General features: G+C 67.4%; 27 protein-coding genes. 13 read left to right on the top strand and 14 right to left on the bottom strand.

The window, feature by feature from the left end:
- Positions 1–9: 9 nt before the first annotated feature.
- Positions 10–2,415, top strand: a complete 2,406-nt coding sequence (locus CSW63_RS03930; RefSeq protein ID WP_062095326.1) for a prolyl oligopeptidase family serine peptidase — start codon at positions 10–12, stop codon at positions 2,413–2,415.
- Here the strand turns inward: CSW63_RS03930 and CSW63_RS03925 are convergent.
- The 3 genes from CSW63_RS03925 to CSW63_RS03915 all read right to left on the bottom strand — a co-directional run bounded on the left by CSW63_RS03925 (position 2,412) and on the right by CSW63_RS03915 (position 5,750).
- Positions 2,412–4,169, bottom strand: a complete 1,758-nt coding sequence (locus CSW63_RS03925; RefSeq protein WP_062095323.1) for an asparagine synthase-related protein — start codon at positions 4,167–4,169, stop codon at positions 2,412–2,414. The genes CSW63_RS03930 and CSW63_RS03925 overlap by 4 nt on opposite strands.
- Before the next feature lie 2 nt (positions 4,170–4,171).
- Positions 4,172–4,852 (bottom strand): lasso peptide biosynthesis B2 protein, encoded by a 681-nt coding sequence (locus CSW63_RS03920; protein ID WP_062095321.1) that lies wholly within the window; start codon positions 4,850–4,852, stop codon positions 4,172–4,174.
- Between the two features lie 265 nt (positions 4,853–5,117).
- A complete protein-coding gene (locus CSW63_RS03915; RefSeq protein ID WP_231737407.1) occupies positions 5,118–5,750 on the bottom strand; it encodes a GntR family transcriptional regulator in 633 nt (210 codons plus the stop codon).
- A gap of 350 nt (positions 5,751–6,100) precedes the next feature.
- Between CSW63_RS03915 and CSW63_RS03910 the strand changes: the two genes are divergently transcribed.
- Positions 6,101–6,595: a helix-turn-helix transcriptional regulator gene (locus tag CSW63_RS03910; protein ID WP_231737402.1), complete on the top strand. Its 495-nt coding sequence runs from the start codon at positions 6,101–6,103 to the stop codon at positions 6,593–6,595.
- On the opposite strand, the gene CSW63_RS24090 is transcribed toward CSW63_RS03910, so the two are convergent.
- Entirely contained in the window at positions 6,537–6,860 is a 324-nt protein-coding gene (locus CSW63_RS24090; RefSeq protein ID WP_369797851.1) for a transcriptional regulator domain-containing protein, read from the bottom strand. The genes CSW63_RS03910 and CSW63_RS24090 overlap by 59 nt on opposite strands.
- Before the next feature lie 135 nt (positions 6,861–6,995).
- The gene (locus tag CSW63_RS03905) at positions 6,996–7,889 is read right to left on the bottom strand and encodes a DUF2285 domain-containing protein (RefSeq protein WP_082749424.1); all 894 of its coding nucleotides are present in this window, start codon (positions 7,887–7,889) and stop codon (positions 6,996–6,998) included.
- Positions 7,890–8,028: 139 nt separating this feature from the next.
- On the opposite strand from CSW63_RS03905, the gene CSW63_RS03900 reads away from it, so the two are divergent.
- On the top strand, positions 8,029–8,313 hold the full coding sequence (locus CSW63_RS03900; RefSeq protein WP_371415238.1) for a DNA -binding domain-containing protein: 285 nt from the start codon (positions 8,029–8,031) through the stop codon (positions 8,311–8,313).
- A 39-nt stretch (positions 8,314–8,352) separates the two neighbouring features.
- Here the strand turns inward: CSW63_RS03900 and CSW63_RS03895 are convergent, their stop codons facing one another.
- A complete protein-coding gene (locus CSW63_RS03895; protein WP_168193593.1) occupies positions 8,353–9,438 on the bottom strand; it encodes a transcriptional regulator in 1,086 nt (361 codons plus the stop codon).
- A gap of 89 nt (positions 9,439–9,527) precedes the next feature.
- Here CSW63_RS03895 and CSW63_RS03890 point away from each other — a divergent pair, with 89 nt between their 5' ends.
- Positions 9,528–10,118 carry a hypothetical protein gene (locus tag CSW63_RS03890; RefSeq protein WP_099502851.1) on the top strand — a complete coding sequence of 197 codons (591 nt, stop codon included), beginning with the start codon at positions 9,528–9,530 and terminating at the stop codon, positions 10,116–10,118.
- 870 nt (positions 10,119–10,988) lie between these two features.
- On the opposite strand, the gene CSW63_RS03885 is transcribed toward CSW63_RS03890, so the two are convergent.
- The 6 genes from CSW63_RS03885 to CSW63_RS03865 form a co-directional block, all read right to left on the bottom strand.
- The gene (locus tag CSW63_RS03885; protein WP_099502853.1) at positions 10,989–12,143 is read right to left on the bottom strand and encodes an FAD-binding oxidoreductase; all 1,155 of its coding nucleotides are present in this window, start codon (positions 12,141–12,143) and stop codon (positions 10,989–10,991) included.
- Position 12,144: 1 nt separating this feature from the next.
- Entirely contained in the window at positions 12,145–13,047 is a 903-nt protein-coding gene (locus tag CSW63_RS03880; RefSeq protein ID WP_082749456.1) for a U32 family peptidase, read from the bottom strand.
- Entirely contained in the window at positions 13,044–14,036 is a 993-nt protein-coding gene (locus CSW63_RS03875) for a peptidase U32 family protein (protein ID WP_062095832.1), read from the bottom strand. The genes CSW63_RS03880 and CSW63_RS03875 overlap by 4 nt, the downstream gene beginning before the upstream one ends.
- Positions 14,037–14,038: 2 nt before the next feature.
- The gene (locus tag CSW63_RS03870) at positions 14,039–14,548 is read right to left on the bottom strand and encodes an SCP2 domain-containing protein (protein ID WP_082749455.1); all 510 of its coding nucleotides are present in this window, start codon (positions 14,546–14,548) and stop codon (positions 14,039–14,041) included.
- Between the two features lie 136 nt (positions 14,549–14,684).
- Entirely contained in the window at positions 14,685–14,996 is a 312-nt protein-coding gene (locus CSW63_RS23650) for a sensor histidine kinase (protein WP_246842043.1), read from the bottom strand.
- A gap of 27 nt (positions 14,997–15,023) precedes the next feature.
- The gene (locus tag CSW63_RS03865; RefSeq protein WP_062095838.1) at positions 15,024–16,031 is read right to left on the bottom strand and encodes a PAS domain S-box protein; all 1,008 of its coding nucleotides are present in this window, start codon (positions 16,029–16,031) and stop codon (positions 15,024–15,026) included.
- Between the two features lie 325 nt (positions 16,032–16,356).
- On the opposite strand from CSW63_RS03865, the gene CSW63_RS23490 reads away from it, so the two are divergent.
- The 8 genes from CSW63_RS23490 to CSW63_RS03830 all read left to right on the top strand — a co-directional run bounded on the left by CSW63_RS23490 (position 16,357) and on the right by CSW63_RS03830 (position 24,156).
- Positions 16,357–16,743 carry a TonB-dependent receptor plug domain-containing protein gene (locus CSW63_RS23490; protein WP_197425248.1) on the top strand — a complete coding sequence of 129 codons (387 nt, stop codon included), beginning with the start codon at positions 16,357–16,359 and terminating at the stop codon, positions 16,741–16,743.
- Between the two features lie 54 nt (positions 16,744–16,797).
- Positions 16,798–18,537, top strand: a complete 1,740-nt coding sequence (locus tag CSW63_RS03860) for a TonB-dependent receptor domain-containing protein (RefSeq protein WP_197425249.1) — start codon at positions 16,798–16,800, stop codon at positions 18,535–18,537.
- Between the two features lie 25 nt (positions 18,538–18,562).
- Positions 18,563–19,006: a hypothetical protein gene (locus CSW63_RS03855; protein ID WP_062095840.1), complete on the top strand. Its 444-nt coding sequence runs from the start codon at positions 18,563–18,565 to the stop codon at positions 19,004–19,006.
- Positions 19,007–19,147: 141 nt separating this feature from the next.
- Entirely contained in the window at positions 19,148–19,564 is a 417-nt protein-coding gene (locus CSW63_RS03850; RefSeq protein ID WP_231737493.1) for a hypothetical protein, read from the top strand.
- A 177-nt stretch (positions 19,565–19,741) separates the two neighbouring features.
- Complete coding sequence (locus tag CSW63_RS03845; protein WP_099502855.1) at positions 19,742–20,242, top strand: hypothetical protein; 501 nt, start codon at positions 19,742–19,744, stop codon at positions 20,240–20,242.
- Positions 20,239–20,739, top strand: a complete 501-nt coding sequence (locus CSW63_RS03840; RefSeq protein ID WP_062094521.1) for a hypothetical protein — start codon at positions 20,239–20,241, stop codon at positions 20,737–20,739. The genes CSW63_RS03845 and CSW63_RS03840 overlap by 4 nt, the downstream gene beginning before the upstream one ends.
- Before the next feature lie 127 nt (positions 20,740–20,866).
- The gene (locus CSW63_RS03835; protein WP_062094519.1) at positions 20,867–23,035 is read left to right on the top strand and encodes a TonB-dependent receptor; all 2,169 of its coding nucleotides are present in this window, start codon (positions 20,867–20,869) and stop codon (positions 23,033–23,035) included.
- Positions 23,035–24,156, top strand: coding sequence for a PepSY domain-containing protein (locus CSW63_RS03830; protein WP_099502857.1), 1,122 nt, complete (start codon positions 23,035–23,037; stop codon positions 24,154–24,156). Before CSW63_RS03835 ends, CSW63_RS03830 begins: the two co-directional genes overlap by 1 nt.
- On the opposite strand, the gene CSW63_RS03825 is transcribed toward CSW63_RS03830, so the two are convergent.
- Positions 24,121–24,615: a hemerythrin domain-containing protein gene (locus CSW63_RS03825; RefSeq protein ID WP_062094515.1), complete on the bottom strand. Its 495-nt coding sequence runs from the start codon at positions 24,613–24,615 to the stop codon at positions 24,121–24,123. The two genes, CSW63_RS03830 and CSW63_RS03825, sit on opposite strands and share 36 nt — an antisense overlap.
- 349 nt (positions 24,616–24,964) lie before the next feature.
- On the opposite strand from CSW63_RS03825, the gene CSW63_RS03820 reads away from it, so the two are divergent.
- Complete coding sequence (locus CSW63_RS03820) at positions 24,965–25,588, top strand: class I SAM-dependent methyltransferase (RefSeq protein WP_062094513.1); 624 nt, start codon at positions 24,965–24,967, stop codon at positions 25,586–25,588.
- Between the two features lie 20 nt (positions 25,589–25,608).
- On the opposite strand, the gene CSW63_RS03815 is transcribed toward CSW63_RS03820, so the two are convergent.
- The gene (locus tag CSW63_RS03815; RefSeq protein WP_062094511.1) at positions 25,609–26,799 is read right to left on the bottom strand and encodes a hypothetical protein; all 1,191 of its coding nucleotides are present in this window, start codon (positions 26,797–26,799) and stop codon (positions 25,609–25,611) included.
- Positions 26,800–26,918: the final 119 nt, after the last annotated feature.

Genomic DNA, 26,918 nt, shown 5'->3' with positions numbered 1-26,918 from the left:
GACATCATCATGCGACGCTTCGCGGCGCTCGCGGTCGGCTGCGCGCTCGCCGTCCCCACGGCCGTCCCAGCCGCCCCCTTTACGCTCGATCACCTGCTCAACCTCGAGCAGCTGGGGTCGGTCAGGCTCGATCCGACCCGGCGCTGGCTGATCGTCCAGCGCTACGATCGCTGGGACCGGGCCAGCGCCTATGATCTTGATTTCAACATCAAGCTTCGGCTGGGGCGCATCCAGGCCTTCGACCTCCAGGCCGGCGGCGCCGAGGCGCGCCTCAACCTCCCGGCCGGCGCGGGCTACACCGCGCTCGGCGTCTCGCCCAAGGGGCGCCGCCTGGCGGTGGCGCGGCTGCGCGGCCACGACTACGAACTGGGCGTGGTCGATCTGACCAGCGGTGAGGCCCGCTGGCTGGGGGTCAGCCCTCGCCAGGCGATCTGGGGGCCGGCGGTGCTTTGGCGTAGCGAGGATGAGCTGCTGGTCGCGGCCCGGCCACCCGACTTTCCCGACGTGACCTTTGGCTTTGGCTATCAGGGCCGGGCGCGGATCGACCAGCAGTGGGCGGCCACGGCCCGCGGGGAGCTGGGTGTGACCGCCATCGGCAGCGGTCGCCACCGCGACCTGCGGCCCAAGGCGCCCGCCGTCGGCGTCCTAGGGATCGATCTTATAACCCGCGCCCAGCGCCTCCTGGTGGCCGGAAACATCCGCGACATGGCCCTGGCGCCAGGCGCTGGCGCGCTGGCGGTGGTGGTCGAGGGCGAGGATATCCAGCCGATGTCGTCTGAGCCCACCAACGCCGCCACAGAGCCGCTGCGCAAAACCGTGGTCCTGGCCGATCTGACCAGCGGAGAGACGCTCACCCCCTGCCCTGCCTGCGATCCGGCTGGGCGGTTCCTGTCTTGGTCGGCGGACGGGCGCGAGCTCCTGATCTTCGCGCGGCAAGGCCCGACGCCCTGGAAGGACGGCCGCTTCTGGCGACTGTCGACGCGCGGCGCAGCAAGCCTCGTGCCGATGCGCGGCCTGACCGCGGCGTTCGGCGCGACCGGGGACGTCGCCGGCGCGCCGCTGGCCGGCTGGCTTGACGGCGCGCCGGTGGTGCGCGCCCGCCCGTCGGGCGGCGACCGGGCGGACTATTGGCGCATCGACGGCGCGAGGCGCACCAATCTGACCGCGCAGCTTAGCGAGGACTTTCAGGCGATCGGCGCCGACGCGGACGCCTGGGCGGTGGCGGCAGGTGGCCAGGTCTGGCGCGTTGCGGCCCAAAGCGCGCGGTCCTGGGCAATAGCGCCGAGCGCTGTCCAATCGATCGCCGCCCCGGTCGAGGGCTTTCGCGGGGCCCTGAACACCCTGCCGCGCCTTAAAGACCTGGCCCTGGTCGATCCGGCGGCAAGCCCCGCCCATCCCTGGCCGGGGCCGCGCCTGTCCGCGCCCCGCGCACGCGGCCGCATCCTCGCCGTCACCCCCAAGGGCGTGGTCGAGATCACCAAGGACGCGCAGGGCGTGGAGACGGTGGTGCTGACAGCCAAGACCGCCGCGCCCAGAGCTCTGGTCCGCGTCAACGACGGCTTGGCCAAGGTCACGTTCGCCGCGCCGCTCGCCATCCCGCACAAGGGCGTCGATGGTCAGGACCTGACGAGCTGGCTCTACCTACCGCCCGGCACGCGCCCAGGCGATCGGCCACCGCCCGTCGTGGTGCTGCCCTATCCGGGCGCGGCCTCGCCCACGCCGCCCCGCGTCCAGGAACCGGGCGTGCTGCAGCTGTCGGTCAACGCCCAGCTCCTGGCGGCGCGTGGTTATGCGGCGCTCGTCCCGGCCATGCCCTATCTGGCCGGCCGCGAGCCGATCGAGGCCCTGGCCGAGCAGATACTCGCCCCGGTCGATGCGGCGGCCGCTCAAGGTTGGGTTGATCCGGCCAGGGTGGCGATCTGGGGCCACAGCTATGGCGCCTACGGCGTGATCGGCGCGGCCAGCCAAAGCACGCGGTTCAAGGCGGTGATCGCCACGGCGCCGACCGTGGATTTGATCAACAGCTATGGTCGCCTTGGTCCCATGGTCTACGCGGTACCGGAATCGGGCCTGACGATCTACGCCTCCTCCGGCTGGCAGGAGAGCGGCCAGGCGCGGATGGGGGTCCCGCCCTGGAAGGATCCGCAGCGCTACCTGCGCAACAGCCCGGTGATCTACGCCGACAAGATCACCGCGCCGGTGCTGATCTTCCACGGCGACAACGACAAGGGCCTGGACCAGTCCCAGGCGCTGTTCAGCGCGCTTTATCGCCAGAACAAGGACGCCGTCTTCGTCACCTATCGCGGCGAGGGGCATCTCTTCTCTTCCCCGGCCAATGTCCGCGACTACCACCAGCGCGTCTTTGATTTGCTGGATCGCACCCTTGGCCCGGCCAGGTCCGCCGCCTCGCCTTAAGCCGCGCCCGATCGAACCGCAGCCAACCGCGCCTCCCAACGCCGCACCCAGGCCTCGGCGGCCATCAGGACGAAGAGCTCCGAGGTGACGGAGGTCCAGACGAGCTGGGCGACGCTGAGCGCCGGGTCAAGACGCGCGCGGTCGACCAGACCCGCCGCGACCAGGCGCCCGTCCAGCAGCCAAGCCCGCAACGGCTCCAGACTGTCGCCAAGGCCGCGCGCGAACCAGGTCGTCAGGTCGCCCTTGCCCTGACGCGAGAGCACCTCTTGTGGCAGGCGCTCGGCGAAGGCGGCCCGGGCGAACGGCCGGTCATTGTCGCCCACGGCCAAGCGCCCGGCCGCCACCGACAGGCAAAACTCCACCACTGGCTGGCTCATCAGCGGATCGATGACGTCGCCGGCCCGGTGGCGCTGGCTTTCGCCAAAGGCGCTTAGCCCGTTGACCAGGGCCAGGATCTGAAGCTGCTTGGCCGGGGCCAGGGTGCGCGCGGCCTCCAGCCAGGGATGGCGCTGCGCCTCGCCGCAAGCCTTCTGCGTCAAGAATATCCCCACGCCCAAGCCCGCCGTCATATCTTGGGCCGCCAAGCCCTGGCGTATCAGCCGCCAGACGGTGGTGGCGTTGCGCCGGGCCAGAAGATCAAGGCCGCGCAGCCGGCCCACGCCCGCCCGGCCGGCCAACACGTCTCGCACCAGGACCGGATGGCGGGGCTGGTAGAAGACCCCATCGCCGCCGCGACCGGTGAACATCGCCTCAACCCCCGCCGCGCCCAAGCGCTGGGCCAGGTCGGCGTCATGGTCAGGATCGCCGCCGACATAGTTGAGTTTCGCGCCGCCGGCCGCGCCGGTCAGCTTGGCGGGATCCAGCCGCAGCGGCGCTCGCGCGACGACCTCAAGCCGCACGCCGATCTGGTCGGCCACCGCCTGGGCGTAGAGGCGCTCATCGCCCTCGGCGCGGTCAAAGCTGTGGTTGAGGCCATAGAGCAGCCTCGCCCTGGTCCGCGCCAGGCTGGTGGCGACAATGGCCGAATCCAAACCTCCGGAGATCTCGCAAAAGACCCCTTGGCGGCCGAGGGCCCAGGCCGCGACCACCCCGTCCAGCACCGTCCGCAGCGCGGCCGGATCGGCGTTCGCCATGGGGCGGCGCGCAAAGCCGCCAGGCGACCACAGGCGAGCGCCCTGCCCGTCGGGCCCCGACAGCACGCCGGGCTGATAGCTGACCACACCGATCAGGGGGCAGATCAGGCTGGCGAGGTTCTTCTGGCGCAGAATGGCGGCGAGGCGATCAAAGTCGATCGCCAGGTCGGGAGGCCAAAGCTGCGGAAGATCCGGCAGCCGCGAAGCGATGAACCGCAGCGGACCGCGCCGCCAGCCGATGGCCTCCATCACGCCGAGCGGATCGCGCAGGACGCGCACGGGTCCCTCGCCGCCGTCGAGGATGGCGACATAGCGCCCGAACGCTTGGGTCACCAGGCATTCGGCGATCTGATCAGGGTCAACGCCAAGGCCCAAGAGGTCCAGAGCCGCGCCCACCCCGCGCCGGGCGGCGGCGGCATCGAAGGCATCGCCGATCAGCGCCCCGGCCGCGCCGGGCAGATGACGATAGACCGGGGGCCGCGCCGTCTCCAGGAACACCGAAAACCTGCGTCGTTCGGCGACCTTGGTCCAGCCGCCGCTGGCCAGAACCTGAGCCTCGCCCTCGCGCCAGGGACCAGGGTCCGCGCCCGCCGCCGTCTCGATCACCAGATAGTCGCGCATGCTTAGACCACAAGGATGGGGGTGAAGCGGGCGGCGTGGGCTGGCGTATCGTCGAGCACGACCGTTCCGGCCTGAAGCCAGCAGTGCGCCTCAAACGGCCAGGTTCGCACGCCAAACACCCAAGCCGCGGCATGGCCGCGCCGGCCTAAGAACAGGCGTTGCTGAAGACTGCGCATCAGGCAAAGGCCCGCATACGGCAACCAGGGCGCCATGCGGGCGAAGGCGGCTGAGGCGCCCAGCAGCGACGGCGTCGGCGCTTGCAGGGCGGCCGGGTCAAGCGGACCGGCCAGCGCCAACACCTGATCGAGCGGCAAACCCGCGATCGCGCGGGCGGCGATCCGATTGGTCTGGACGGCTAAGCTGATGGCGGCGGGCGTCAAGACCTCGGTGGACGCCACGAGGCCGCGCTCGATCATCGGGATGGCGTGTTCAACGCGGCCATGAGGATCGCGCGCCACCAGACCAGCCTGCGTCAGTGTCTCAGCCAACGCCGCGCTCGCCAGCGCAACCGCCCCGCCGGGGCCCAGCTGCAGATCATCGGAAGCGCCAGGCAGGCAAAGGTAGGCGTCAGCCCCGATGTCGAGAAAGACGATGTCGTTGTCCACGCGCGCGGCGCGCACCTTGGGCGCCAGCCAAACCGCGTTAGGCGCTGGCCCGATGATCGAGGGGCGGGCGATAGTCATGGGCCAGCGCCTTGATGATAGGGTGGAACCAACGCCGTCGGCGCTTTGGGGCGCCGACGGCGGGCCTGCGACTTCAGACGCCGTAGCGGTCGCTGGGATCCTCGGCCTCGATCTGGCCGAACGGCAGCTGGGCCCGGGTGAGGGTCTTGGCCGAGCCGAAGCGGATCAGCGTCAGAGTTTGACGGGTGGTCATCATGGCCTCCTTCGTTTGGTAAGATCGCCGCCCATCGCGGCCCTTCAAGTCCGCGCCCCTGCAGTTTGATATTCAAAAGATATCCGGCGGATATTTGCGGTCCTCGGCCAGCCGCACGATCGTCGCGGCCGCCGCCATTCGTCGGCGGTGATACTGGCGCACGGCCGCGCGCAGGGGCGCAATCTGGCCGGTCTCAAAATTGGCGATCAGGCCAGACGCTTCAGCGGCGTGATCATCGTCCAACCGCGCTTCCAGGAGCGCGAACGGCGCCAGGCGTGCAGCCGTCCGCTGAAAGGCCAGCGCCAGAACAAGGTCGTTGGCGCGCAAGACCAGTTCCAGGAACAGCGCTTCGACGACCTCCCATGGAGCCGTGTCCGGGTTGGCGAGCTGCGCCCAAGCGTTAAACGGGGCCCGCGTCGGCCAAGGGCTCCGCCGTGATCGCCGCTGCATTTCAGGCGACAACGCCGCCGTTAGGTAGAGTAGGCGCTGATTGTAGAGCTCGGCCAGGGACGGCGGATCAAGGCGCGGCCGGGTGTAAGCATGGCCGCTCTTCGAAACGAGTTCCTCGCCCGCTAGACGCGACAGCGCTTCGCGCACCGGCGTCGTCGATAACCTCAGCTCAGCAGCGATCAAATTGATTGGCAGCGCCGCGCCCGGTGCGTCCACGCCCTGGCGCAGGCGCCGCCTCAGGGCCGTAAGGGCCAAGCCAAAGGAGTCACGCGGTGGAGGCAAGGGCGACGATCCTGCTCGAATGGCCAGTGTGCCTGGCTTAGGCCTAGTCGGCGCCCAGGGCCGCCCCTGGCGCGATCGCGCGCCTCCAGTTTGGCTTGAGCGTCCCACAATCCGGATGACCCGTGCGCGTCATGGTCCCAGGCGGGCGAGAAGGCCGCGCGATCAATGCTGAAAAGCCGGAATCGCCCGCACGGCTTGTACAGACCTCGGACGATCACCGTTCGACCAGGGCGACGGGGGCGCTCAAAAAAGGACGGGCCGCCTTCAAACGCAGGGTTGTACTTTGACCGGAGGATCGCGCCGCGCTTTGATGGCGCAAGCAAGTGTCGAGTGAAGCTTTGGTTGAGAGCCCCTCCGATGATCTGGAGCAGCAGCGCCAGCTCCTGTCGACGATCCTAAAGACGATCCGCGATCTGCGGCGGCTGAAGGCGCGCGTCGTCGCCGCGCGCATGGGCATGAAGATTCGCACCTACTACAGCTTCGAGAACGGCGAGGGCCCGCTGATCATCGCCCGCATATGGCGGTTTGCAGCCGCCACGGAGACCGACCCCGCCGGCATCATGGACGCCTTGATGCTGGGCAAGATCGAGTACGCCCTGCGGGCCATGGACAACAAGGCCTCGACGATCCTCTTGGGCTCCTACCGACAGTTCAACGACCGGGTCGGCGACAGGCTAACCACCATCGCCTCGCCGGTATTGATCGAGGCCTTCAAGCGTCCGTTCGACGCGCTTGAAGAGCATATCGACCGGCGCGACCTCAGCGCCGAGCGCTGGCTTGCGGAAAACCTGCCAAGGATCCTGCCGCCGGAGGAGTAGTCACTGTCCCTACGGACCTGCGCCAGATCGTCCTAAAGTCGAGATCCCGAGCCTCCGGATCGATCGGATGGAGCAGTCCCCAATGCTTGGGCAGCGCCGCCAAGCGTCCCGCCCGTAGGTGGCGATAGTCCTCGACATAGGCTGGATTACGCCGAAGAAACTCCCAAGCCAGGGCGGCCGGTTCTAGCGACGTCGCAAGCGCCACGAGCTTCGCGTCGGCGACGGGAAAACAACAGCTGGCGGCGGCGAGGCGGGACTTGGCCATAGCCCATTGAGCGCCTCTATGGCGACATGCGGTATCGCCGGGGTTGAGAAGATGTTGGGGCGATCGGTAAAATCTCGGCGCTGGGTCGTTGCGCGCAGCCTATCGGCCCAGATCGACAAGTCTGCGACACAGATCCTACGCAAAGCCGCATGGTTCGTGCAGGAGTCCCGCACACAGCCACAGCATCTCCAGAAATATGCCGGCCATCGCCGTGAGGACTGCGCATTGGCCAAACCAGGCGGCCGAGCGCCAGGTTTCGACGACGTTCACGCGCGGCGGCCACGGCTTAGCGCTCGTTCCCAAAAGGCTGCGATAGCCGCCCGCCACGAGCCGATCGGCCGTACGCAGCAGCCGATGGACACGCATGCGCATATAGTCCGAGCGACCAGCCCAGTCTTCGCGCACTCGGTCTTGCCCAAAAAGCAAGGCTGCAATCTCCCGCTGGCTGGCTCCGGCGCGACGGGCGTCGTGGGCTTGCAAACTCTCCAGCCAGCGCTTGGCCCGGCTGGGCGGGCGCGACGTTGCGGCGGGCAGTCGCCCGGTGTCCCGCAGGGCGATCAGCGCCCTTAGACTGGCGAGCCCGGCGGCCGCGCCGCCGGGCTCGGGCAGCGCAAGCTGGCAGGTCACTGGCCCATTCAGGATATCGCCCTCGATCACCGCCAACCGAAGACGACGCGGGCCATCACAGATCAAAACCTGCTGATCGCCTAGCTCGGTGCGGACAACCAGGATGGGTAGGTCGCAGCCTGCAAGATCCAGGGCGTCCGAGGCGTTGGCGCGCGCGGCGCGAACCAAGACAATGGCGGCGCAAGGATCAGGCCGCCACAGGATGGCGGGGAGCCTCTGGCCGGCGGGTCCTGGGTCGGCGAAGCACAGGCCGGGCAGATTGGGCTCGGCCGCCGTGAGCCCATTGTTGACCAATCCGCGCCGCGCAAACTCCCACGCCCATACCGCCGGCTCTGCGCCCAGCATGGGCCGATAGGTTTCCGCCCGTCTCCAGTCGGGCGCGGAGGCATGTTCATCCTGCATCGCGGCGCTCGCCGCCCCCCGATACGAACCGTTCCTGATCCGCTCGCGCCTGTCGACTCTGACCGCGCCGCTAGCCTCGTCATCATGGCGTTTATCGGATTAGGTTAACTGGAGCGCCGAGGACTGGGCGCTGCGCGCCTTGACCGCTGAGGACTCTTTGACGTCGGAGCTAGAACAGCCAGTAGCCGACCAGGCGCCATTGATCGAACGGGTCACCGACTACGATCGCGCTCACCTGGTGACCTACCTGCGCCTGCTGGACGCGGCGCGGGACGGCGCAGACTGGCGTGAGGCGGCGCGTCAGGTGCTGGCGCGCGATCCGGACCATCCCGCCTCTCGCGCCTGCTGGGAGAGCCACATGCGCCGAGCCGAATGGATGACGCATACGGGCTACAAGCACTTGGCCAGCCTGCGAGACCTCTAGACAATGCGGCGTCGATGTTCCCTCTTTCGGCCTCACGCTCTAGCGGCAAGGGACCGCGTCGCGAACCTGGTGCTGCTGTTCCAGGCGTAGCGCCAACACCATGGCCGCACCGAACAGGGCGCCTTCGAGTCCAGCCGTGACGGCTTGGCTGATCGCGCCGAATGTCGGCTCGCCGAAAAGGGCGCCCAGGTGACCGAGTTCCAGTCGGGCGCCAGGGAACTGGGCTTCAAGGGCGGCCAGGCTGCCGCCCATCAGCCGCCCGCCCAGCAGCGTCGCACCCGCACCTGCGGCCCCCGTCACAAGGGCGCCGGTCATCAGGGCCATCCGCCGTGGCTGCGCCTGCGTGATCCAGACCCCGACGCCGATCGCGGCGCCCAGCGCCATGCCCTCGCCGGCGCCGGTCATGGTGCTCGGCGCTGATCCGAACAGCAGAGCAAAGGCGTCCAGCCCCGCCAGCCTGACCAGGCCGCCTATAAGCATTCCGCCGCACGCGCCGCCGAGAGCCTGCCACGCCCCCCGATATCGCGAGGCGAAGGCCGCCGCGCCGACGCCGAAACCCACGCTCGAGCCGCCGATCATGCCGATGACGGCCGTCAGAGCCGCGAGCACGACGAGGCCGGACAAGGCGCCGCCGGCGCCGCTCTGCGCAACGCCTGCGAAGCCATAGGCCAGGCCGCCAACCAGTCCTGCGCCGCCGCCGCCGATAAGGCCAGCTCGGCCCAGGCCCAGAAAGTGCGACAGGGCTTTGCGCCGATCACGTCGTGGACGGGGCTCGAACCGCGCCGCATCGCTGTTTGCTTCAGCGGTTTCAGCGGCGGTCACCGACGCGATGAACCGATACCCGTGCCGAGGCACGGTCTCAATGAACCTTGGTCGTCCCGCTTCGTCTCCCAGCGCCTTGCGCAGAGATCGTACGCACTGGGTCAGCGCCTCTTCCGTGACTGGCACGCCCTTCCAGACCTCGTCCAGAAGCCGCGCCTTGGTCACCAGCCGCCCTTCCTCGACGACCAGCAGCACCAACGCGTCCAGATAGCGTCCAGACAACTCCACCGGTCGCCCGTTCGCAGACAGGCGGCGGTTCGCAGGCTCCAGCACGAAAGGGCCGAAACTATAGAGGCTGGACACGGTTTTCAGGGTTTCCTCACGAGGCGCTCAGGACTTTCACCGCCCCCGCCTCCTAAGTCCAAGCCTCACCCAAGCCGGAAATGAAGGCAATGACGAACCCTATCGCTTCGACCAAAAATGATCGACTTACTTCAGCGCTGCGCCTGATCGGCTGGACGGTGGTTGCGGGCCTGTTGGTCGCTCCAGCCATCGCCATGCGGTTTACCGATGAGGTTCGGTGGACGATCTCCGACTTCGTCTTCGCAGGGATCGTTCTCATCGGCGCGGGCGGGATCGCCGAGCTGGCGGTGCGCGCCTCGGGCGCCTGGTCGTATCGGTTTGGCGCGGGCCTCGCCGTCCTCGCATCAGCGCTCTTGCTCTGGTTCAACGGCGCGGTTGGCATCATCGGCTCGGAAGACCATCCGGCGAACATGCTCTATCTGGGCGTGATCATCGCCGCCTTTGTGGGCGCGGTGGCCAGTCGGTTTCGCGCGGCGGGCCTGGCGCGGGCCATGGCCTCGGCCGCCGTGCTTCAGGTCGCTATCGGCGTTGTTGCGGTCTGGCGGGGCTGGGGCGAGGGCTCGGAGAACTGGCCCCGGCCGGTCATCGTGCTCAGCATCGTCTTCGGCCTACTCTGGCTTGCATCGGCGGCCCTCTTCCATCGAGCGGCGGGCGCACACCGCGCGCCTGGTTTGGCCTGATCACGACCCTACGCGCCGTCGCCGGGCGCCATGACGGGCTGTGCACGGCGAGCAGGTGAACAGCGCCGCAAGAGCGTCGCCTCCTTGGGATCTGTCGACAGTGGTTGTTTTGCGATTGACTCTCAACAGAGATAAGGGCTTAGTTGCGAGACGCTCGCAAGATCGCGACCCCGCCCGGTTCGCAGCCCACTTCCGCTGGCTGGCGGCGAGCCCTCCCGATCCGACAGCGCAAAGGGCCGCGACCTTCGTCGCCGCTGCTTTGATCGCTCATGGTCAGCGACTGTCTTCCCCCGACGCCGTCGAGCCAGCGCCTGAGCGATCAACCGTCAAGCCCCGCGCGCCGATCCATGATGCACTACGGGTTGCGTCACGCCCGTGGGCGCAAGACGCTCGTGATCGTGACATTGCACTGAACGAATAGTCATCCACGCAACGCGCGAGATGCTCGCGGGAATTTTGTCCTCGGGAAAGACCGTAGATCCGGGCCGCGAACGCCTGGGATTGCGGAGCGCATGGCCAGCGGCCCTGGCGCAGTTTTCCAGCAGGCGGGAGATGGCGTCATACGCCAACTGCTCAGCCACACAGAGCGACGTCTCAAGCGCGCCGATCATTTCTTCTCTCCCAGAGCGTGACGCCGAAAGTGGGAACCGAGTTCGGCGCGGGTCGCGCTATAAGCATCTGATTAAGCGCCTCTTTGTCGCGCCAAAACGATCCCGTTTGACGCGCGAGGCTCTAGGGTCCTGTCGCCCGAACACGATCCTAGACCCAAGACATCAGCGGACATTGCTCACGATCAAAGTTTGGGGCGATGCAAGCGGCCAAAGTCGCTCGCTCAGACGGCCGACAAGCGCGGCGAACCCGTCGGGACACTCAAGCCGCCAGCCGAGCCGCAGTGTAGAGAGCCGGATCGACGCCGCATTCAGCGAGTTGCGATGGGAGCTGGCGGCCCAGAATCAGACTCGCCGCCAAGTTTCCTACGGCCGGGGCGGTCTGCACGCCAAAGCCCCCCAGGCCCGCCAGCCAGAAGTAACCTTCGACCTCGGTCGACCAGCCGACCACTGGCGCCTGGTCAGGCGCGAAGGTTCTCAGGCCCGCCCAGCGGCGTTCGATCCGGGTCAGGCGGTGATCGCAGATAGTCTCGAACCGCAAGACAGCGCGCGCGACGTCGGCGCTATCGGGAGCAGGATCGCAGGCCGGCGAGGGATGAGCGTCGGCCGGCGTGACCAGCAGCGCGCTATGATACGGTCGAAAATAGTACCGCTCGCGCACATCCTTGAGGATCGGCCAGCGCTCGAAATCATCCCGCGCAACCGCCGCGCCCAGGACGACGGTCCGTCGCATGGGGGTCAAGCCCAAGGGCGAGACGCCGCATACGACGGTCCGTCGCATGGGGGTCAAGCCCAAGGGCGAGACGCCGCATCGCGCCGCCAAGCTATCGGCCCAAGCGCCGGCGGCGTTGACGATGATCGGCGCCTCCAGCTCGCCCTGCGGGCTCTTGATGCGCCAGGCGCCGGCCCGACGCTCGGGAGACACTTCCCCGGCGTCGACCAGGAGGTGCGCGCCGGCGTCGAGGGCCATGCGGCGGAACAGGTCCAGCAAGGCGGCCACGTCGATGTCACCAGCGTCGGTCTCCAGCCACGCCCCGTCGATGACGCTTTTGCGCAGAATGGGAAAGAGCGCAACGGCCTGGTGGGGCGTAAGCGCCTGCAGGGCCAGGTGGGCTGCGCACGCCTGATCGAACGCCGCCAGATGCGGCTGGCGGCCGATGTGTAAAGCAGCGCGCGGCTTCAGAAGGGGTCCCGGCGCATGGGGCGCCTCGGTGAGGAAGGTCCGGCTGGCCAAGGTCAGGGGGGTGATAGCGGCCCCGCCATAGGACGGCAGGAACATCGCCGCCGACCGCGCGGTCGTCATGGTCCCCAGGGCGGGCTCACGTTCGACCAGCGCCACATTCAGATGGGGCGCGAGCCGAGCCGCGAGCGCCACGCCGACGATGCCGCCGCCAAGGATGACGACGTCGAACCGCATGTCAGCGCCCTGCGAGGGCGAGCATACCGGCCCTGCCGTGTAGATAGCCGTTGATCAAAGGGCCAGGCGGGCTGGTCGCCGCCACCGCCGCCCGCAGCGCCACGCCGTCAAGCTCTCCGCGAACAAAGGCGCCGAACGCCGTCAGCACCGCCTGGACATCGCCTGTGTGGGGCGAGATCCGCAGCGCCGTGACCCCCGCCGCCAGCAAGCGATCGACCTCAGCGTCAGCAAGATGGACACCGTGCGACAGGGTCTGGACCCCGTTGACCGCCAGAAAGGGTTCGCCCTCAACGGTGCGCACGACCATACCGTCAGGATCGGTCTCGCAGACGAACAGGCATCCGTCCTTGTGGGCCTTGTGCGCCCGCGCATGGTAGCAGCGTCCCGACAGCGCCAGGGGTAGCCGGCCATAGGCGAAGAGTTCGATCTCGACCTGGGGACAGGCCTTGGCGATTGCGGCGACCGCATCCAAGGACAGCTCGACATTGGCGCAGATGCGCTGACAGCCGCGCGCCGCCAGGGCCGCAACGGCGCTTTCGTTGTAGAGGTTCAGCAGCGGCCCGGCGACAAAGGCCGCGCCCTTGGGCAGGCTGGCCAGAGCCGCGACGTCATTGACCTCGAGCAGGGCGCTGGCCTCGGCCAGTTCACGCATAGATCGCGCCTCCCGTGGCGTGGCTGGCAAGGCTTGGCTGGCCCAAACCACCGCCTTGCCGGCTTTGGTCAGCGTCTCTTCGGCCCCCAGAAGCGCTTCCACCGTCAGCGGCGAACGCTTGCCGCAAACGACCTCGCCCAGATAGACCCGCGTCACCTCCGGCGCGGCGGCGATCTGGGCGTAGTAGTCGCCGATGCGCTGCGCCGACCACAGGAACATGAGCGGTCCGACCGTCAGCTCCAGCGCGCTCATCGCCATTTCCTCTTGTAAGCGCCTTCAGTCTCGCGCCCCCCTTCGGCCAAGTCCGTCAGCATGCGGGCGAACGACTCGCAGTCGCGGCCCGCATCCAGAGCGTCGATCGCCCCCCGGAACGCCTCGGTCACGCGCCGGACATAGGTCTTGCCTCGCTGGCGCCCTTCGACCTTGATCGCCGTAACACCCGCCGCGCGAAGATCCCGCAAAACGGTCATGGCGTTCAAGCTGACGGGGTCCTCGAACAGGTATGACGTCTCACCCATGGCCGCGAAGCGCCCCTTGCATAGGGTGGGATAGCCGGCGGCTTCGTCGGCCCTGAAGCGGTCGATCGCAACCCCCGCGAGGCGCGGCGTCAGTCCGTTGGTGTCGGTTTCGAAGCTGACCGCCTCGGGCGGCGAGCAGACGCCCGAAAGGTTCGGCGACCGTCCCGTGGCGTAGGACGACAGGGCGCAACGTCCCTCGGCCATTACGCACAGGCCGCCGAACACGAACGCCTCGAGCTCGACGCTGGTCGCCTTGACCAGGGCTGCGATCTCGGGCGCGCTCATGACGCGCGGCAGTACGACGCGACGGACGCCAAAAGACTCGGCGTAGAAGGCGATCGCCTCGGCGGAGTTGGCGGCGGCCTGCACAGAAAGGTGCAGGCGCAGATCGGGATAGGCCTCGCGGGCGTAGGACAAGACGCCGATGTCGGCGACGATCACCGCGTGGGCCCCGGCTGCGACCGCAGTGTCGACGGACCGGCGCCAGGCCTCGTCGGCTCCGGCGCGGGCGAAGGTGTTGATAGCCACCAGAACCTTGGCGCCACGGGCCCGTGCGAAGGCGACAGCGTCCTTCATCTCGGCGGGCGAGAAGTTCAGGCCTGGGAAATTGCGAGCGTTCGTCTCGTCGCGCAGGCCGCAATAGACGCTGTCAGCCCCTGCCTCGACGGCGGCGCGTAGCATCGGCGGCGAGCCGGCGGGGCAAACCAGTTCGATTGAGCCCATGCTCAGGCGCTCCGCCAGCGTTGGGTGGTCCAGGCCAAGCCGCGATTGACGAGGTCGCGCGTCAGCTTGGGCGCGCCGATCAGGTCGGCCAGTGTGAGGTCCGCCGCCTCCAGCGCGTTGTGCAGGGCGACCACCGCGCTGGTGTCGCCTTCGACCTGGATACGCCTCGAGAAGAAGGCTGAATCGGCGTCCAGCGTGCCATCGAACAACCCCAGCAGATCCGGCAGGGCGCCCCGGATCCGGACGGCCGCTTCTGGCGCATCCCTAGCCGGGACCAGCCAGATCTCGCCGCTGGCTCCGGCCGGGCGCAGACAGAAGGCCAGTGGCAACTCGGTGGGCGCAATCAGATAGAGCTGCTCGGCGTGCTCGCCCAGCCGCGCGAAGGCCTCCGGGCAGGCTCGCGCCAGTCGGCGCAGGCTGAAGGTGAGCAAGGCGCTGGGCGGCAGCAGCAAAGGACGCGCCAACAGCGTCTCCCAGCGGCCACTGCCGCCCTGTCGTCGAGCACCGGTCATGTCCGCTCCAAGCCTGGGGCGGCGACCCTAGGCCGCATCCTGGCCGGCGCAATGACGCGGCTCAAGCATCGGCTGGACATGGATCAAACGATCGCGCGGCCCTTCTTCTGGAACGACGACGACATCAGAATCCGCCTCAAGAGGCCGCCAGGAAGCGAAGCGTCGCCTCTACGCCCTCGGGATGGAACAGCAGCTCGGGCTTGCCCCCAAGATCGCCGGCCAAGCCTCGCTCAAGGAGCTTACGCCCAAAGCCTCGGCGCCCGGGCGGCTGAACCGGCGGACCGCCAGATTCGCGCCAGCGCAGAACCGCATGCTTGTCGCCCTGCACCCACCAGTCGATCCGCACCTGCCCCATCGGCGAAGAGAGCGCCCCGTGCTTGACCGCGTTCGTGCCCAGTTCGTGGGCTGCGAGGGCGAGCGCCAAGGCCGACCAAGGCCCGACCCGCAACGGAGGCCCTTGCAGTGAAATGCGTTGCTAGTCCTGATCATCAGCGAACGGACGCAAGGCTTCGCGCAGGATATCGTCAACAACCGCGCCGGCCCAGTTCTCGCTGGTCAGAACATCGTGCGCCGCCGACATCGCCATGAGACGGTCGATGAACTGCTCTCGCGCTTGCGGCCCTAGCGCGCCCGCCCCAAGCGTCTGTCGCGCAATCGACTGGATCGACGCCAAGGTGTTTTTGACCCGGTGATTCAGCTCGTTGATCAGCAATTGCTGATGGGCCTGAGCAGCCTTGATGTCACTCAAGTCGACCGCCATGCCGACGTAGCCCAGAAACGCCCCGTCGACGTCGACACGAGGCTTGGCGTTGACGAGCATCCAGCGCCAGCCTTCGCGCCGCCGCCAAAATCGCGCCTCATAGCTATAGGCCTCGTAGCGCTCTCGCGCGGAGGCTCGGCGAGCGAGGAAGCCGTCGATATCATCGGGATGCAGCAGATGAAGCCAGGCCTCCCCCGTCAGCTCGTCGCGCTCGAGGTTCGCCACCTCCGCAAATGCGGCGTTGACGAACTCCATGTTCCCGTCTGGGCCGGTGAGCCAGACCGGCGCCGGTGCGGCGTCCGCCAAGCTGCGAAACAGCGACTCACTGGCGGCCAGGCGCTCCATCGTCCGACGACGTTCGGAGATGTCGCGTACAAATCCCAGAAAATAGGGCCCGTCCTCCGAAGTCGGCCATGTGGTGATGGATAGCTCGACCGGAAACTCTTCACCGCCTCGACGAAGCGCGCTCATCTCAAGAAGACGGCCAAGAACGTGCGACTCACCCGTAGCGAGAAATCGGCGCATGCCCGCCTGATGCGCGTCGCGCGAGCGGGGCGGGACGATCAACGCCCCCAGTGAGAGCCCAAGAACCTCCTCTCGCCGCCATCCGAAGAGCGTTTCGGCCCTTGGGCTCCAGTCGGCGACCGCGCCCTGGGCGTCCATCACCACAACCGCGTCCAGGGCGGTTTCAAGGATGGACTGCAGCCTTGCAAGGTCCCCCACGCTCTGTCTCCAGCGCCGTTCGATACCAGGGCGGACCTCTGCGGCGGTCGATGGTCGCGCTCGGCATAGTCCCGACGACTCCCGTGACATGCAACCTCCCTGGCTGCCGCTTCGGCCGCCCCGCGCCTCGCAGACATGCCTATCGAAGGCTTCGAAGATCACACTTGAAGTTGCGCCAGCGCAACTTCAGACCAAGGCCGAGATGTTATTTGCGATCGACTCTTAATCGCAAATGTTGATCTCGATGTCCTGTTCCCCCTCCCGCGTGCCTTGCCGCTCTCTCTCTGACGTGGTCCCGCCGCGACGAGAACCGGCCATCGCCCTCATGGCCCTGGCCGTCGCCGCCGGCCTGGCGCCGGCGGGCGCCTTCGCCCAGTCGGCGAGTCCCGGCGCCGTGGTCGAGGAGATCATCGTCGTCGCGCCGGAGAACACGGTGGCGCGCCGTTTCGCCGCGACGCCTGGCGGCGGCGTGATCCTGACAGGCGACGATATGCCCTCCAGCATCAACCTGACCGTCTCACGTGCGCTCGCTGCGGCGCCCGGAGTTGTCGTCCAGGACTTCTTTGGCGGACCCGATCAACCACGGATTCAGATCCGAGGCTCGGGCCTGCAGCAGAACCCGGTCGAGCGCGGCGTCCTGGTTCTCGAGAACGGCCTACCGCTGAACCGCGCCGACGGCTCCTATGTGGTTGGCTTCGCCAATCCTGCCTAGGTCGCAGCGCTTGAGGTCTACCGAGGCTACACGGCCAATAGACTGGGCGCCACGGTGCTGGGCGGCGCGCTGAACTTCGTGACGCCGACCGGGCGGACCTCGCCGAGCGGAGCGTTTGGGATCAGCGGCGGGAGCTTTGGTCAATATGACATCTCCGCCCGGAAAGGCCTCGCAGGGCCGCGCATCGACCTGCTGGCGCAAGGCGAAATCACCGGTCGCGACGGCTACCGCGACTACAATCAGTCGCGCCGGGCCAGCCTTGGCGCCAATCTTGGGATCCGCCTTTCGGAGACCGTGAGCGCGCGTTTCTTCGCGCGCTATGCTGATCTGGACTTCGATGTCTCTGGGCCGCTGACGCAAGAGTGGTTGAACCGCGCGCCTGACAGCGTGTTCGCCGGTCCCACGGTGACGCCCACCGGCGCGATCAATCCTGGCCCGAATGTCTTGCGTGATCGCCCCCATCGCCAGGCGTCCCAGGCGCAGCTTGGTGGACGCGCGACAGCGGCGCTCGGCGCGCACGTCCTCGACCTCGCCATGGGCTATGTGCGAACCGATGACCGCTTCCGCTTCCCGATCTCGGCGGGCGAGCGGGTCACCGATGGCGGCGACGGCACGTCGGTACTGCGGTACGCCTACCGGCCCGACGCGACCCAGGCCCTCCCCTTACTGGAGATGACGGCGCAGTACGTGGCCGGCGCCGCCGATCGCGCGTACTATCTGAACCGTTCGGGCCAGAGAGGGGCGCTCTTTGGCCGCAATAGGTTGAAGGCCGACACCCTGGCGCTCAATCTGGGTCTGAACCTGCTGCAAGGCGAGCGTTTGACAGTGTCGCCCTCACTGTCGTGGTCTCGCGCCACGCGCGACAATGAGGATCGCTACAGCGCCGCCACGCGCCCCACGGCGGCCTACAATCCCGCCAAGCCGGCCATCGCCCTGCCCGACGGCGCGGTTCCGGCGCTGAGCACCCGCTATGCCAGGACCTATGACGGCTGGAGCCCCGCCCTGGGTCTGAGCTGGCGCCTGGCGCCCCGCCAGATCCTGTTCGCGGCGGCCAGCCGAAGCTTCGAGCCGCCCACCCACGAGGATCTGCTCGCGACGATCAATGGCACGCCCAACAGCAGCCCGGGGCGTCCCAATCCAGCGACGCCCACCCAGCCCGCCGCCGCCTTCTCGACCCCGGCGCTCAAGGCTCAACGGGCCCTGACGCTGGAAGCCGGCTGGCGCGGCGCGACAGAACGCCTGACGTGGGACGCGGTGATCTATCATGCCTGGCTTAGGAACGAGCTCCTTAGCCTGAGAGACGAGACCGGGGTGTCCCTCGGCGCGGTGAACGCGGCCAAGACCCGCCACCTGGGCGTCGAGACGGGACTCGCGGCGCGCCTGACGACCACCCTCTCCGGCAGGATAGCCTATACCTATCAGGACTTCCGGTTTCACGATGATCCGGTCCGCAGCGACCATCGCCTTGCCGGCGCGCCGCGCCACTGGATCAACGCCAGTTTGAGCTGGCGCCCATCCCAACGATGGACCACTCAGGCCGCCCTGCATGGGTCGCTAGAAAAGACGCCCGTCGACAACCTCGGAACTCTCTACAGCGATCCCTACGCGACCCTGGACCTGCGGGCCGAATATCGACTGGTCAAGGGCATGGCGGTCTATGCGGAGGTCACCAATCTGCTGGACGCGACCTACGCCGCCTCAACTCTGATCGTGGATCAAGCCCGCGCCGATCAGGCGGTCTTTCTTCCGGGCGACGGCCGCGCGATCGGTGCGGGTCTGCGCCTCACCTTCTAACCCCCTTCAAAGAAAGGCCCCTCTCATGAACCGCTCCCTTCTCGTTCTGGCCGCCTGCGCCGCCCTCGCGCCGAGTCTGGCTTCGGCTGGCGCCACCCGCCTTGACATCGCAAAGCTTCAGGGCGAGGCCATCGCCGATGGCGCCCAGAGAACCGTCTTGGCGCAGGGCGAGGATGGTCGACCGTTGTCTGTCCTGTTGCGCCTGAGCAAGGGTCAGGTCCTTCCGCCACACGGCGGCGACGGCGGCGTGCGGTTGGTGACCGTGGTCAGCGGAACCTTGTCCTGGGGCGACGGCGCCACGATCGCGCCAGCCGCCGAGCATCGGTTTGGCCCCGGAAGCGTCATCGTGGTTCCCGCCGAGGGCGGCGAGCATTGGGCGGCGGCTCGTCAAGACGATGTCGTGATCCAAGTCGTGCGGGTTCCCACCAACGGCCTGACCCCCGCCGTCAAGGCTCAGTTGGCCCCTTAGAGCAACAGCGCCGGACGCTTCCCGCGCCGCAACGAGGCCGGGTGCGGGCCCACTGAACAAAGGAACACCGCAATGGATGACTTGGCGCTTGCACGCGCACTGCATGTCTTGGGCGTCGTCATTTGGTTTGGCGGCGTGTCGATGGCGACAACCGTCGCCTTGCCCGCCGTCGAGCGGGGCGAACTGGGCGAGGACCGGCTCAAGGCCTTCGAGGCGTTCGAGCGGCGCTTTGTCTGGCAAGCCCGGGCGGCGGTCATCGTGGTGGGCCTCAGTGGGTTCTACATGACCGCCAAGCTTGATCTCTGGTCGCGGTTCGCCACGCTGGAGGCTTGGTGGATGTCCGCCATGGTCGGCGTGTGGTCGCTGTTTGTCTTTCTTCTGTTCATCGGCGAGCCCTTTGTCCTCCACCGCTACTTTCCCCGCTGGGCCCAGCAATATCCCAGGCTGGCCTTCTCCGCCTTACGGGGCGTCCACGTGGTCTTGCTCAGCCTTGGCCTGATCACGACCCTGGGCGCCGTCGCCGGGAGCCATGGCTGGCTGTTCACGGCAAGCAGGTAAGCTGCGCCGCAAGAGCGTCGCCCCTTGGAATCTGTCGACAGCGGTTGTTTTTGCGATTGACTCTCAACAGAGATACAGGCTCAGTTGAGAGGCGCTCGCAAGACCGCGTCGGGTCGCTCACCGAGATCTTCGGCTCAGGGTGGGTGTCGGCCCAGCCTCAAATTGGAGATTTCCGGCGTGCGGCCCGACCTTTTCCAACCCGTCGATCTGGACGATTTGACCTACGGCGAGCACCTGATCGTCTGGGCGTTTCGCACCTTGGCCAAGGGAAGGACGTGCGCGATCGTCCGCAAGGCCTTCGAGCATGGCTGCGGCGATCAGGCCAACGCCGCCTTCACGGCCATGCAGGTTTTTGTCCAGCAGCTGAGCGTGGTCGGCCGCCGCTCCATCGACCATGCGCCCCCCGGCTGCCCGACGGTGATGCGCGACGAGTTGGTCCTACTTCGCCTCTTCTCCGCCGCACAAGATCGCGACCCCGCCCGGTTCGCAGCCCACTTCCGCTGGCTGGCGGCGAGCCCTCCCGATCCGACAGCGCAAAGGGCCGCGACCTTCGTCGCCGCTGCTTTGATCGCTCATGGTCAGCGACTGTCTTCCCCCGACGCCGTCGAGCCAGCGCCTGTGCGATCAACCGCTAAGCCCCGCGCGCCGATCCACGATGCTCTACGGGCGGCGTCATGACCCGCTCAAGACTGGATCACCGCAGCCACCTGGCGCCGCGCTGCGGTCCTGAGCGCCTCTTTGAGGGTGAACAGCTGCTGCTCTGGATGGTGCGCCAGTGGGTTATCGCCCGCGTGACTTGCGAAAGCCCAAGGGCGCGCCTCGCGGCGGTCGCGGATCGATACGGCGCCCCCAGAAGTGCGACCTGTGTCGCCATGCTGATGATGGCGATTGAAGAACACGTCAAACGCCCGCTTTGCATCCTGCATCCCAATTGCCCCGGCTATGCGCGCGACGAGCAACACATCATCACCGCGTGTGGTGTCAGTCCCGCCGAACCCGACCTGGCGGCGCGCCTGCTTGAGGGCCTGGTCATTGCGCCCGACGTGGTCGCGGTCATGGCGCGGGTCGTCAACGCCTCATTGGCGCGTGAGGGCTTTATCCTACCGGTGAGGCTCGATGACACGCCCCGCCCCCCTACGCCCCCAAATCTCTGCGCGCACCCAACGCTGCACTAAGTCACCTTGGCGTCGAGCCGAGATCATCGCTCCCCAGCCCGAACCGCGTCCTTAAGGACTGGGTATATTTGCAACTCACTCGCAATCTTATATGAGCAAGGCAACTTACTGACCCACCGAGGCTCATATGACCCGTCCGTTCCCCGCCCGCGCCACAGCGCGCCGTCTCGCCCTTTCGGGCTTGAGCCTTTGGGCCTTGGCGACGGCGGCGCAAGCCGAAGACATGCGCGCACCCGACAGCACGGACCTGGAACAGGTGGTCATCACCGCTGCGCGCACCATCCTGCCGGCCAGCGCCCTGCCCTTGACCGTGGATGTGATCGACAACCAGAGCCTGTCCCAGCAGGTCAGCGTCAGCGGTTCGATCATTGATGCGATCTCGACCCTGTCGCCGTCGTTCTCGCCGACCCGTCAGAAACTGTCGGGCGCCGGCGAGAGCCTACGCGGACGCTCACCGCTCTACGCTATCAACGGCATCCCACAGTCGACCCCGATCCGCGACGGCTCGCGCGATGGCTACACCATCGATCCGTTCTTCATCGACCGGGTGGAGCTGATCTACGGCTCCAACGCCCTCCAGGGCATCGGCGCCACCGGCGGCGTGGTCAACCAGGTGACGGTCGGCGCGCCCAAGGAAGACGGCGTCTCGGGCCGTACCCTGGTTCAGACCACCGCAGGTCATGATTTCGGCGACGCGGTCGGCGGCAAGGTCGCGGGCCTGGTCGGCTGGCGGGGCGGCGCGTTCGACGCCGCCACCGGCGTCGCCTACGAGACCCGCGGCGCCTTCTACGACGCCAAGGGCCGTCGCATCGGCATGGACAACACCCAGGGCGACGTCCAAGATTCCAAGACCCTGTCCCTGTTCGCGCGCCTGGGCTGGCAGCTGAACGGGTCGACTCGCATCGACATCGTCGGCAGCCGATTCGAACTGAAGGGCGATGGCGACTATGTGACCGTGACCGGCGCCGCCGCCGCGCCGACGGACGGCAATCGCGCGCTGCGTTCGCCTACCACCGCCTATCGCGGAGTCGTACCGGGTCTTCCGGCCGCCAACCGCGTGGAGACCCTTTCAGCGTCGCTGACCAGCGAAGTCTTTGGCGGCGCCCTGAACGCCCAGCTCTTCTTCAACCGCTCGCGCGACACCTTCGGCGGCGACATCAGCGCCACCTTCCAGGATGCGCGCATCGCACCGGTCGGCACGCTGTTCGATCAATCCTCGAACCGCTCGCGCAAGCTGGGCGCGCGCGCCAGCTATGAGCGCGCCGTGCCAGGCCTTGAGGGCATGACCGCCACCGCCGGTCTGGACGCCCTCACCGACACGACAGCACAACTCTTGACCGAGACGGGCCGGGCCTGGGTGCCACCGACCAAGTTCAACAGCATCGCGCCGTTCCTACAGGGCAACTACGCCCTCCTGGACGGTCGGCTGCGTCTGGCCGGCGGGGTGCGCTTCGAAAACGTCCAACTGAAGGTGGACGACTTCACGACCCTGGCCTCCTACGGTTCCCGTCAGGTTGGCGGCGGTCGCCCTGAGTTCAACGCCACCCTGACCAATGGCGGCGTCGTGTTCGAACCGGCCAAGGGCGTGCGCGTCTATGGCAGCTACGCCGAGGGCTACACCGTGCCGGATGTTGGTCGCATCCTGCGGGCCATCAATGTCAACAATGTCGATGTCGACACCTATCTGGCCGTCGAACCGATCGTCTCCAACAATCGCGAGCTGGGCGCCGAGTTCAATCGCGGGCCGTTCGACGCCAGCGTCACCTACTTCTGGTCCAAGTCCAAGCTTGGCCAGTTCCTGGTCCGCAACGCCGACGGGATCTTCGACGTGCAGCGCCAAGGCGTGGCTATCGAGGGCCTGGAAGCCAACGCGCGGGCCCACACCCCGATCCCGGGCCTAGAGGTTTCGGCCGGCTATGCGCGCCTGCGCGGCCAGACCGACACCAACCGGGACGGCAAGGTCGACACCGACCTTGACGGGGCCAACATCTCGCCAGATCGCCTCAACCTGGCGGCCGACTACCAGAGCGGCCCGTGGGCCCTGCGCTTGCAGATGCAGAAGTACATGTCGCGCAATATGCAGCGCGCGCTGGTGAAGGACGACTTCGAAGGCTACACGCTCGTCGACGCCTTCGTGCGCTATCAGCTGCCGCTCGGCGCTGTGTCGCTAGGCGTCCAGAACCTGCTCGACAAGCAGTACATCACTTATCATTCCGACACGACCCTGCCGGCCAAGGACAAGTTCTACGCCGGCCGTGGTCGCACCGCGACACTGGGCTGGGAAGCACGCTTCTGATGCGGCTCCTGCGCCTGCTGCACCGCTGGACGGGCGGGCCGATCGGCCTGCTGCTGGCGCTCTTGGGTTTGAGCGGCGCGCTGTTGGTGCACGAGGACGCCTTCCTGCGCGCCACTGTGCCCCACGCCGCCGACGCCCAACGGCAGGACACGGCCACCTTGGCGGCGATGGCCGCCAAGGTCTTCGCCACCGAGGATCGCCCGCGCTCGATCGTGCTGGCCACCGAACGTCTTGGCCTCAACAAGCTGAGCTACAACACAGAAGAGAAGGCCGCCTACGCTGACCAGGACGGCGCGGTCATCCAGGCCTGGACCTCCAACTGGGATCGCCCGGAGGCCTGGCTGTTCGACTTCCACCATCATCTCTTCAACGGCGATGCGGGCGAGATCGTCGGCGGCGCTCTGGGCCTGGCGGGCCTGGCCTTCGTCCTCACGGGCCTCATCCTCTGGTGGCCGACGCGGCGGGTGTTCCACCTGCGCGTCTGGCCGCGGACGATGACGCGGGCGGGGATCATGCATCATCACCGTGACCTGGGCGCCCTGCTCGCGCCGCTGCTGATCCTCTCTCTGGCTACCGGCGCAGCCATGAACCTGAAGTGGTTCTCTGAGGCCCTGCGCGCCCCATTTTCATCAACCGCGACGATGGCGAAAGCTTCAACGCCGCCGAAGATCAAGGGCGGGCCGCTCGCCAAGGACCTCGATTGGATCAAGGTGGTCAGCCAAGCCAAGGCGCGGTTCCCCGGCGCGGAGGTTCGGATCATCACCTTGCCAGCCAAGGCCGGTGGCCTGATCCAGATCCGCATGCGCCAGCAAGCCGAATGGCTGCCGAACGGCCGCTCGATGGTCTGGTTCGATCCGACCACCGGCGCAATGGTCGCCAGCCGCGACGCCCAAAGCCTGCCGCTGGGCTCGCGCCTGGCCAATCTCGACTACCCCCTGCATGCGGCCAAGGTCGGCGGCCTGCCCTACCGGCTGGTGATGACGGTGTCGGGCCTGGCCTTGACCCTGCTGGGCGCGCTGTCGGTGGTGACGTTCTGGGGCAATCCCTCCGGGCGCCCGCGCCGGGCTTCGGCCGCCATGACGCGATCAGGCCCCGATGTGGACCGCCAGTATTCGCGGTAGCGCAATCCGCTCCTCCACGAAGAGATCTTCCTCAAAGTCGAGGCGCAGTCGCTCCAGCCGCTGAGCGATGGCGCGCGTGCAGGGCCCATGACGGGGCGTGGTCGCAAGGCCGATCAGCGCCTTGGCCTGTTGGCGCAACCGATCATGCTCAGCACGTAACTCGGGGGCGACCGCCGTCCAGCCGGGTCCCCGCCCTGGCATGCGGCGCGACAGAACAAGCCTTGTCTCGTTTCCCAGATGTGCGGCCAACTCGGCCTTGAGCCGAGCCAACCCCGTCGCCAAAGCCTCGACAATCGGGTCCTTTGCGGTTCGTCGCGCCGCCAGCACCCGGACATCCACCAGGATGTCGGTCACCGAATCCATCAGGATCGCGTGGTTCTCGAACAGTTCGTCGGCGAGCTCTTCAACCGACAATTCGGGATCGGGCCTGGGCCCCCGCCAAACCGCTTCGCTGTGCATGGGCAAGCACCTCCAAGCGCGAACTCTCCTCTGCGGCGCGCGATCAGTCGTTGCGCGGGAACAAGGAAGACCGAGCGATCTACGCAAGAGCCTCGCGCGTCAAAACCGAATCGCTTTGACGCGATAACGAGGCGCTAAATCAAACACTTATAGCGTGGCTCGCACCGAAGCCGGATCCCCCTTTCGGCGTCCCGCGCCAGGCGGCGCGCCGGTGGGCCAAACCCGGCCAAGACCGGCCCACCGGCGCCGAACGCAGATAGGTCCATGGAAAAGGCTGGCTGATTCTGAAATCGACGAGACGCATGCCGTGCTGTTGTGGATCTGTGATCACGCGTTGAGGAGACCACTCATGAAGCGTTCCGAGAGCCTTGCGCGACAAGGCCGCCTGCCCAGCGGCTGGCTTGGCCACATCGTCGGCCGGATCATGGCGCGCGAGACACAGGGAGCCAATCTGGTCGCGCTGGACCAGCTGGATCTGCAGCCCGCAGATCGGCTGCTTGAGATCGGATTTGGCCATGGCCGGACACTGGCGACGGCGGCCAAACGCATCACCGCCGGGCGCCTGGCGGGAATCGATCCTTCGGATGTGATGCTAAGGATCGCGCGCGGGCGAAACGCTCGCCTCCTGCGCGAGGGCCGGATGGAGTTGATTCCAGGGTCCAGCGATCAGCTGCCCTTTCCCGCCGCCAGTTTCGACAAGGTGCTGGCGGTCCACACGATCTACTTCTGGCCGCGCCCGGAGCAGGATCTGGCTGAAATCCACCGCGTCCTGGCCCCCGGCGGGCGGCTGGTGATCGGCTTTCGTCCCGGCGAGGATCCAAATTTCGCGCGGGACTTCCCAGCGTCGGTCTACGCCATTCGTCCGATCGCTGAGGTCGAGACCCTGCTGACGACGGCAGGCTTTTCCAATGTCACAACCCTGCGCCGCCCCACCAAGGCCGGACTGATGGCCTGGGCCTGCGCCACCCGATGATCTGCTGAGCCGCTTGCCCCCTAAAGCTTGAACTCCAGGCTCAGCCAGGCCCGCGTCGCGTCGGGGTACAGGCGGGCCGCACTGTCGAACCGGGCCAGCCCCGCTTCAAGCGACCAGCCCTTGGCGACCGGCGCGGCGATCACGATGTCGACCTCGCGGCCCAGGCGATCGTCTCCCACCGTGGTGTTGAACTGATGCAGTTCACCGCTCAGCTTGACGGGGACCTTGGTGCGGAAACTGCGCGCGCCGCGCAAAAACACGTCACGAACGCCGACGCCGGGCGTTGCGCCAATGACATCGGACCGTCCCTGGAAGCCGTGCAGCGACCCCAGTGGCGTTTGGAAGGCGTGCACGCCGTCTCCCTCCAGTCGCTCCACGACGAGCGCGGCTTGAGTTTGGGCCGTCTTCAATCCAATCGAAGCCTGATCATAATTGACCGAGAAGCGCTGCGGATTGGCGCCATGATCGCCCTGACGCGCATGCTCCAGTTCCCAGGTCGCGCTCAGGCCTGGACGGATCGCCCGCGCGCCCGCTAGGCGAGCCCCGAGGGTTTGCGTGGACTGTGACGCGGCGTTGTCGAAATCCGTCAGCAGAGCAAACACACTGGCCTTGCCGATAGCGCCAAGATCTGTCTCGATCTGCGCCAGATGGACGTCACCGCGCCATACGCCTTGCGGCGACTTGGTCCCCAGGGGCCGGTTTACGCGACTGACATAGGCATAGGTGACCGTGACGCCTGGGTTGGGTTTGGCCCAAAACCTGACCCCGTCGAATGTCTGCTCATTCTCCCGCCAGCCGATATTGCCGACGTACCGGGAGTTGCCGAGAATGATGCGCTGGCGGCCGATCTCTGCGCCCAAGCGCCGGGAAGGCTCCCAGGTCAGGCTCGCACGATTGAGCTCCAGGATCTCGGGATCTGGGATAACAGCCCGCCCGGGGGAGGGGTGAACGCCGTCGGCATAGTCGTCGATGGGCGCGCCGACGGCTTCCAGTTCGACAAGCCCCGTCAGCCCCTTGGCCAGCGGCTGTTTCCAACCCAGACGCACCCGAACACTGCCGGCCGTGGCGTCGGCGCTTGTTGTATCAAAATGCTCGAGGCGCGCGCGGGCGTCCAAGATGAGCGTTCCGGTCGACGCCTCGCCAGCCAGAGCCGGCGCCGCCACGGCGGCCGCGCCAATCCCCGCAAGGACAGTGAGGCTATGATTTCGCATGAGACACTCCCGATCAAACCATGCGCGCCTCGGGCATCACCGACAGCCCTGGAAGCAGCAGCGGGACGAGCGCCAGATGGATGGTGCGCAAGCGTCCTTGCGATGGCTCAACCGCCCAG

This window comes from Caulobacter sp. FWC26 (assembly GCF_002742645.2).
Classification (GTDB): Bacteria; Pseudomonadota; Alphaproteobacteria; order Caulobacterales; family Caulobacteraceae; genus Caulobacter.
This window is presented reverse-complemented; position numbering and strand designations above follow the sequence as displayed.

Bases quoted from the DNA above. Each gene is read 5' to 3' on its own strand.
- CSW63_RS03875 (WP_062095832.1), bottom strand. From the start codon at position 14,036: ATGGGCTCAATCGAACTGGTTTGCCCCGCCGGCTCGCCGCCGATGCTA.
- CSW63_RS03880 (WP_082749456.1), bottom strand. From the start codon at position 13,047: ATGAGCGCGCTGGAGCTGACGGTCGGACCGCTCATGTTCCTGTGGTCG.
- CSW63_RS03835 (WP_062094519.1), top strand. From the start codon at position 20,867: ATGACCCGTCCGTTCCCCGCCCGCGCCACAGCGCGCCGTCTCGCCCTT.
- CSW63_RS03885 (WP_099502853.1), bottom strand. From the start codon at position 12,143: ATGCGGTTCGACGTCGTCATCCTTGGCGGCGGCATCGTCGGCGTGGCG.
- CSW63_RS03930 (WP_062095326.1), top strand. From the start codon at position 10: ATGCGACGCTTCGCGGCGCTCGCGGTCGGCTGCGCGCTCGCCGTCCCC.
- CSW63_RS24090 (WP_369797851.1), bottom strand. From the start codon at position 6,860: ATGGCCAAGTCCCGCCTCGCCGCCGCCAGCTGTTGTTTTCCCGTCGCC.
- CSW63_RS03890 (WP_099502851.1), top strand. From the start codon at position 9,528: ATGACGAACCCTATCGCTTCGACCAAAAATGATCGACTTACTTCAGCG.
- CSW63_RS03920 (WP_062095321.1), bottom strand. From the start codon at position 4,852: ATGACTATCGCCCGCCCCTCGATCATCGGGCCAGCGCCTAACGCGGTT.
- CSW63_RS03840 (WP_062094521.1), top strand. From the start codon at position 20,239: ATGACCCGCTCAAGACTGGATCACCGCAGCCACCTGGCGCCGCGCTGC.
- CSW63_RS03825 (WP_062094515.1), bottom strand. From the start codon at position 24,615: ATGCACAGCGAAGCGGTTTGGCGGGGGCCCAGGCCCGATCCCGAATTG.
- CSW63_RS23490 (WP_197425248.1), top strand. From the start codon at position 16,357: ATGGCCCTGGCCGTCGCCGCCGGCCTGGCGCCGGCGGGCGCCTTCGCC.
- CSW63_RS03855 (WP_062095840.1), top strand. From the start codon at position 18,563: ATGAACCGCTCCCTTCTCGTTCTGGCCGCCTGCGCCGCCCTCGCGCCG.
- CSW63_RS03905 (WP_082749424.1), bottom strand. From the start codon at position 7,889: ATGCAGGATGAACATGCCTCCGCGCCCGACTGGAGACGGGCGGAAACC.
- CSW63_RS03850 (WP_231737493.1), top strand. From the start codon at position 19,148: ATGGCGACAACCGTCGCCTTGCCCGCCGTCGAGCGGGGCGAACTGGGC.
- CSW63_RS03820 (WP_062094513.1), top strand. From the start codon at position 24,965: ATGAAGCGTTCCGAGAGCCTTGCGCGACAAGGCCGCCTGCCCAGCGGC.
- CSW63_RS03925 (WP_062095323.1), bottom strand. From the start codon at position 4,169: ATGCGCGACTATCTGGTGATCGAGACGGCGGCGGGCGCGGACCCTGGT.
- CSW63_RS03815 (WP_062094511.1), bottom strand. From the start codon at position 26,799: ATGCGAAATCATAGCCTCACTGTCCTTGCGGGGATTGGCGCGGCCGCC.
- CSW63_RS03870 (WP_082749455.1), bottom strand. From the start codon at position 14,548: ATGACCGGTGCTCGACGACAGGGCGGCAGTGGCCGCTGGGAGACGCTG.
- CSW63_RS03830 (WP_099502857.1), top strand. From the start codon at position 23,035: ATGCGGCTCCTGCGCCTGCTGCACCGCTGGACGGGCGGGCCGATCGGC.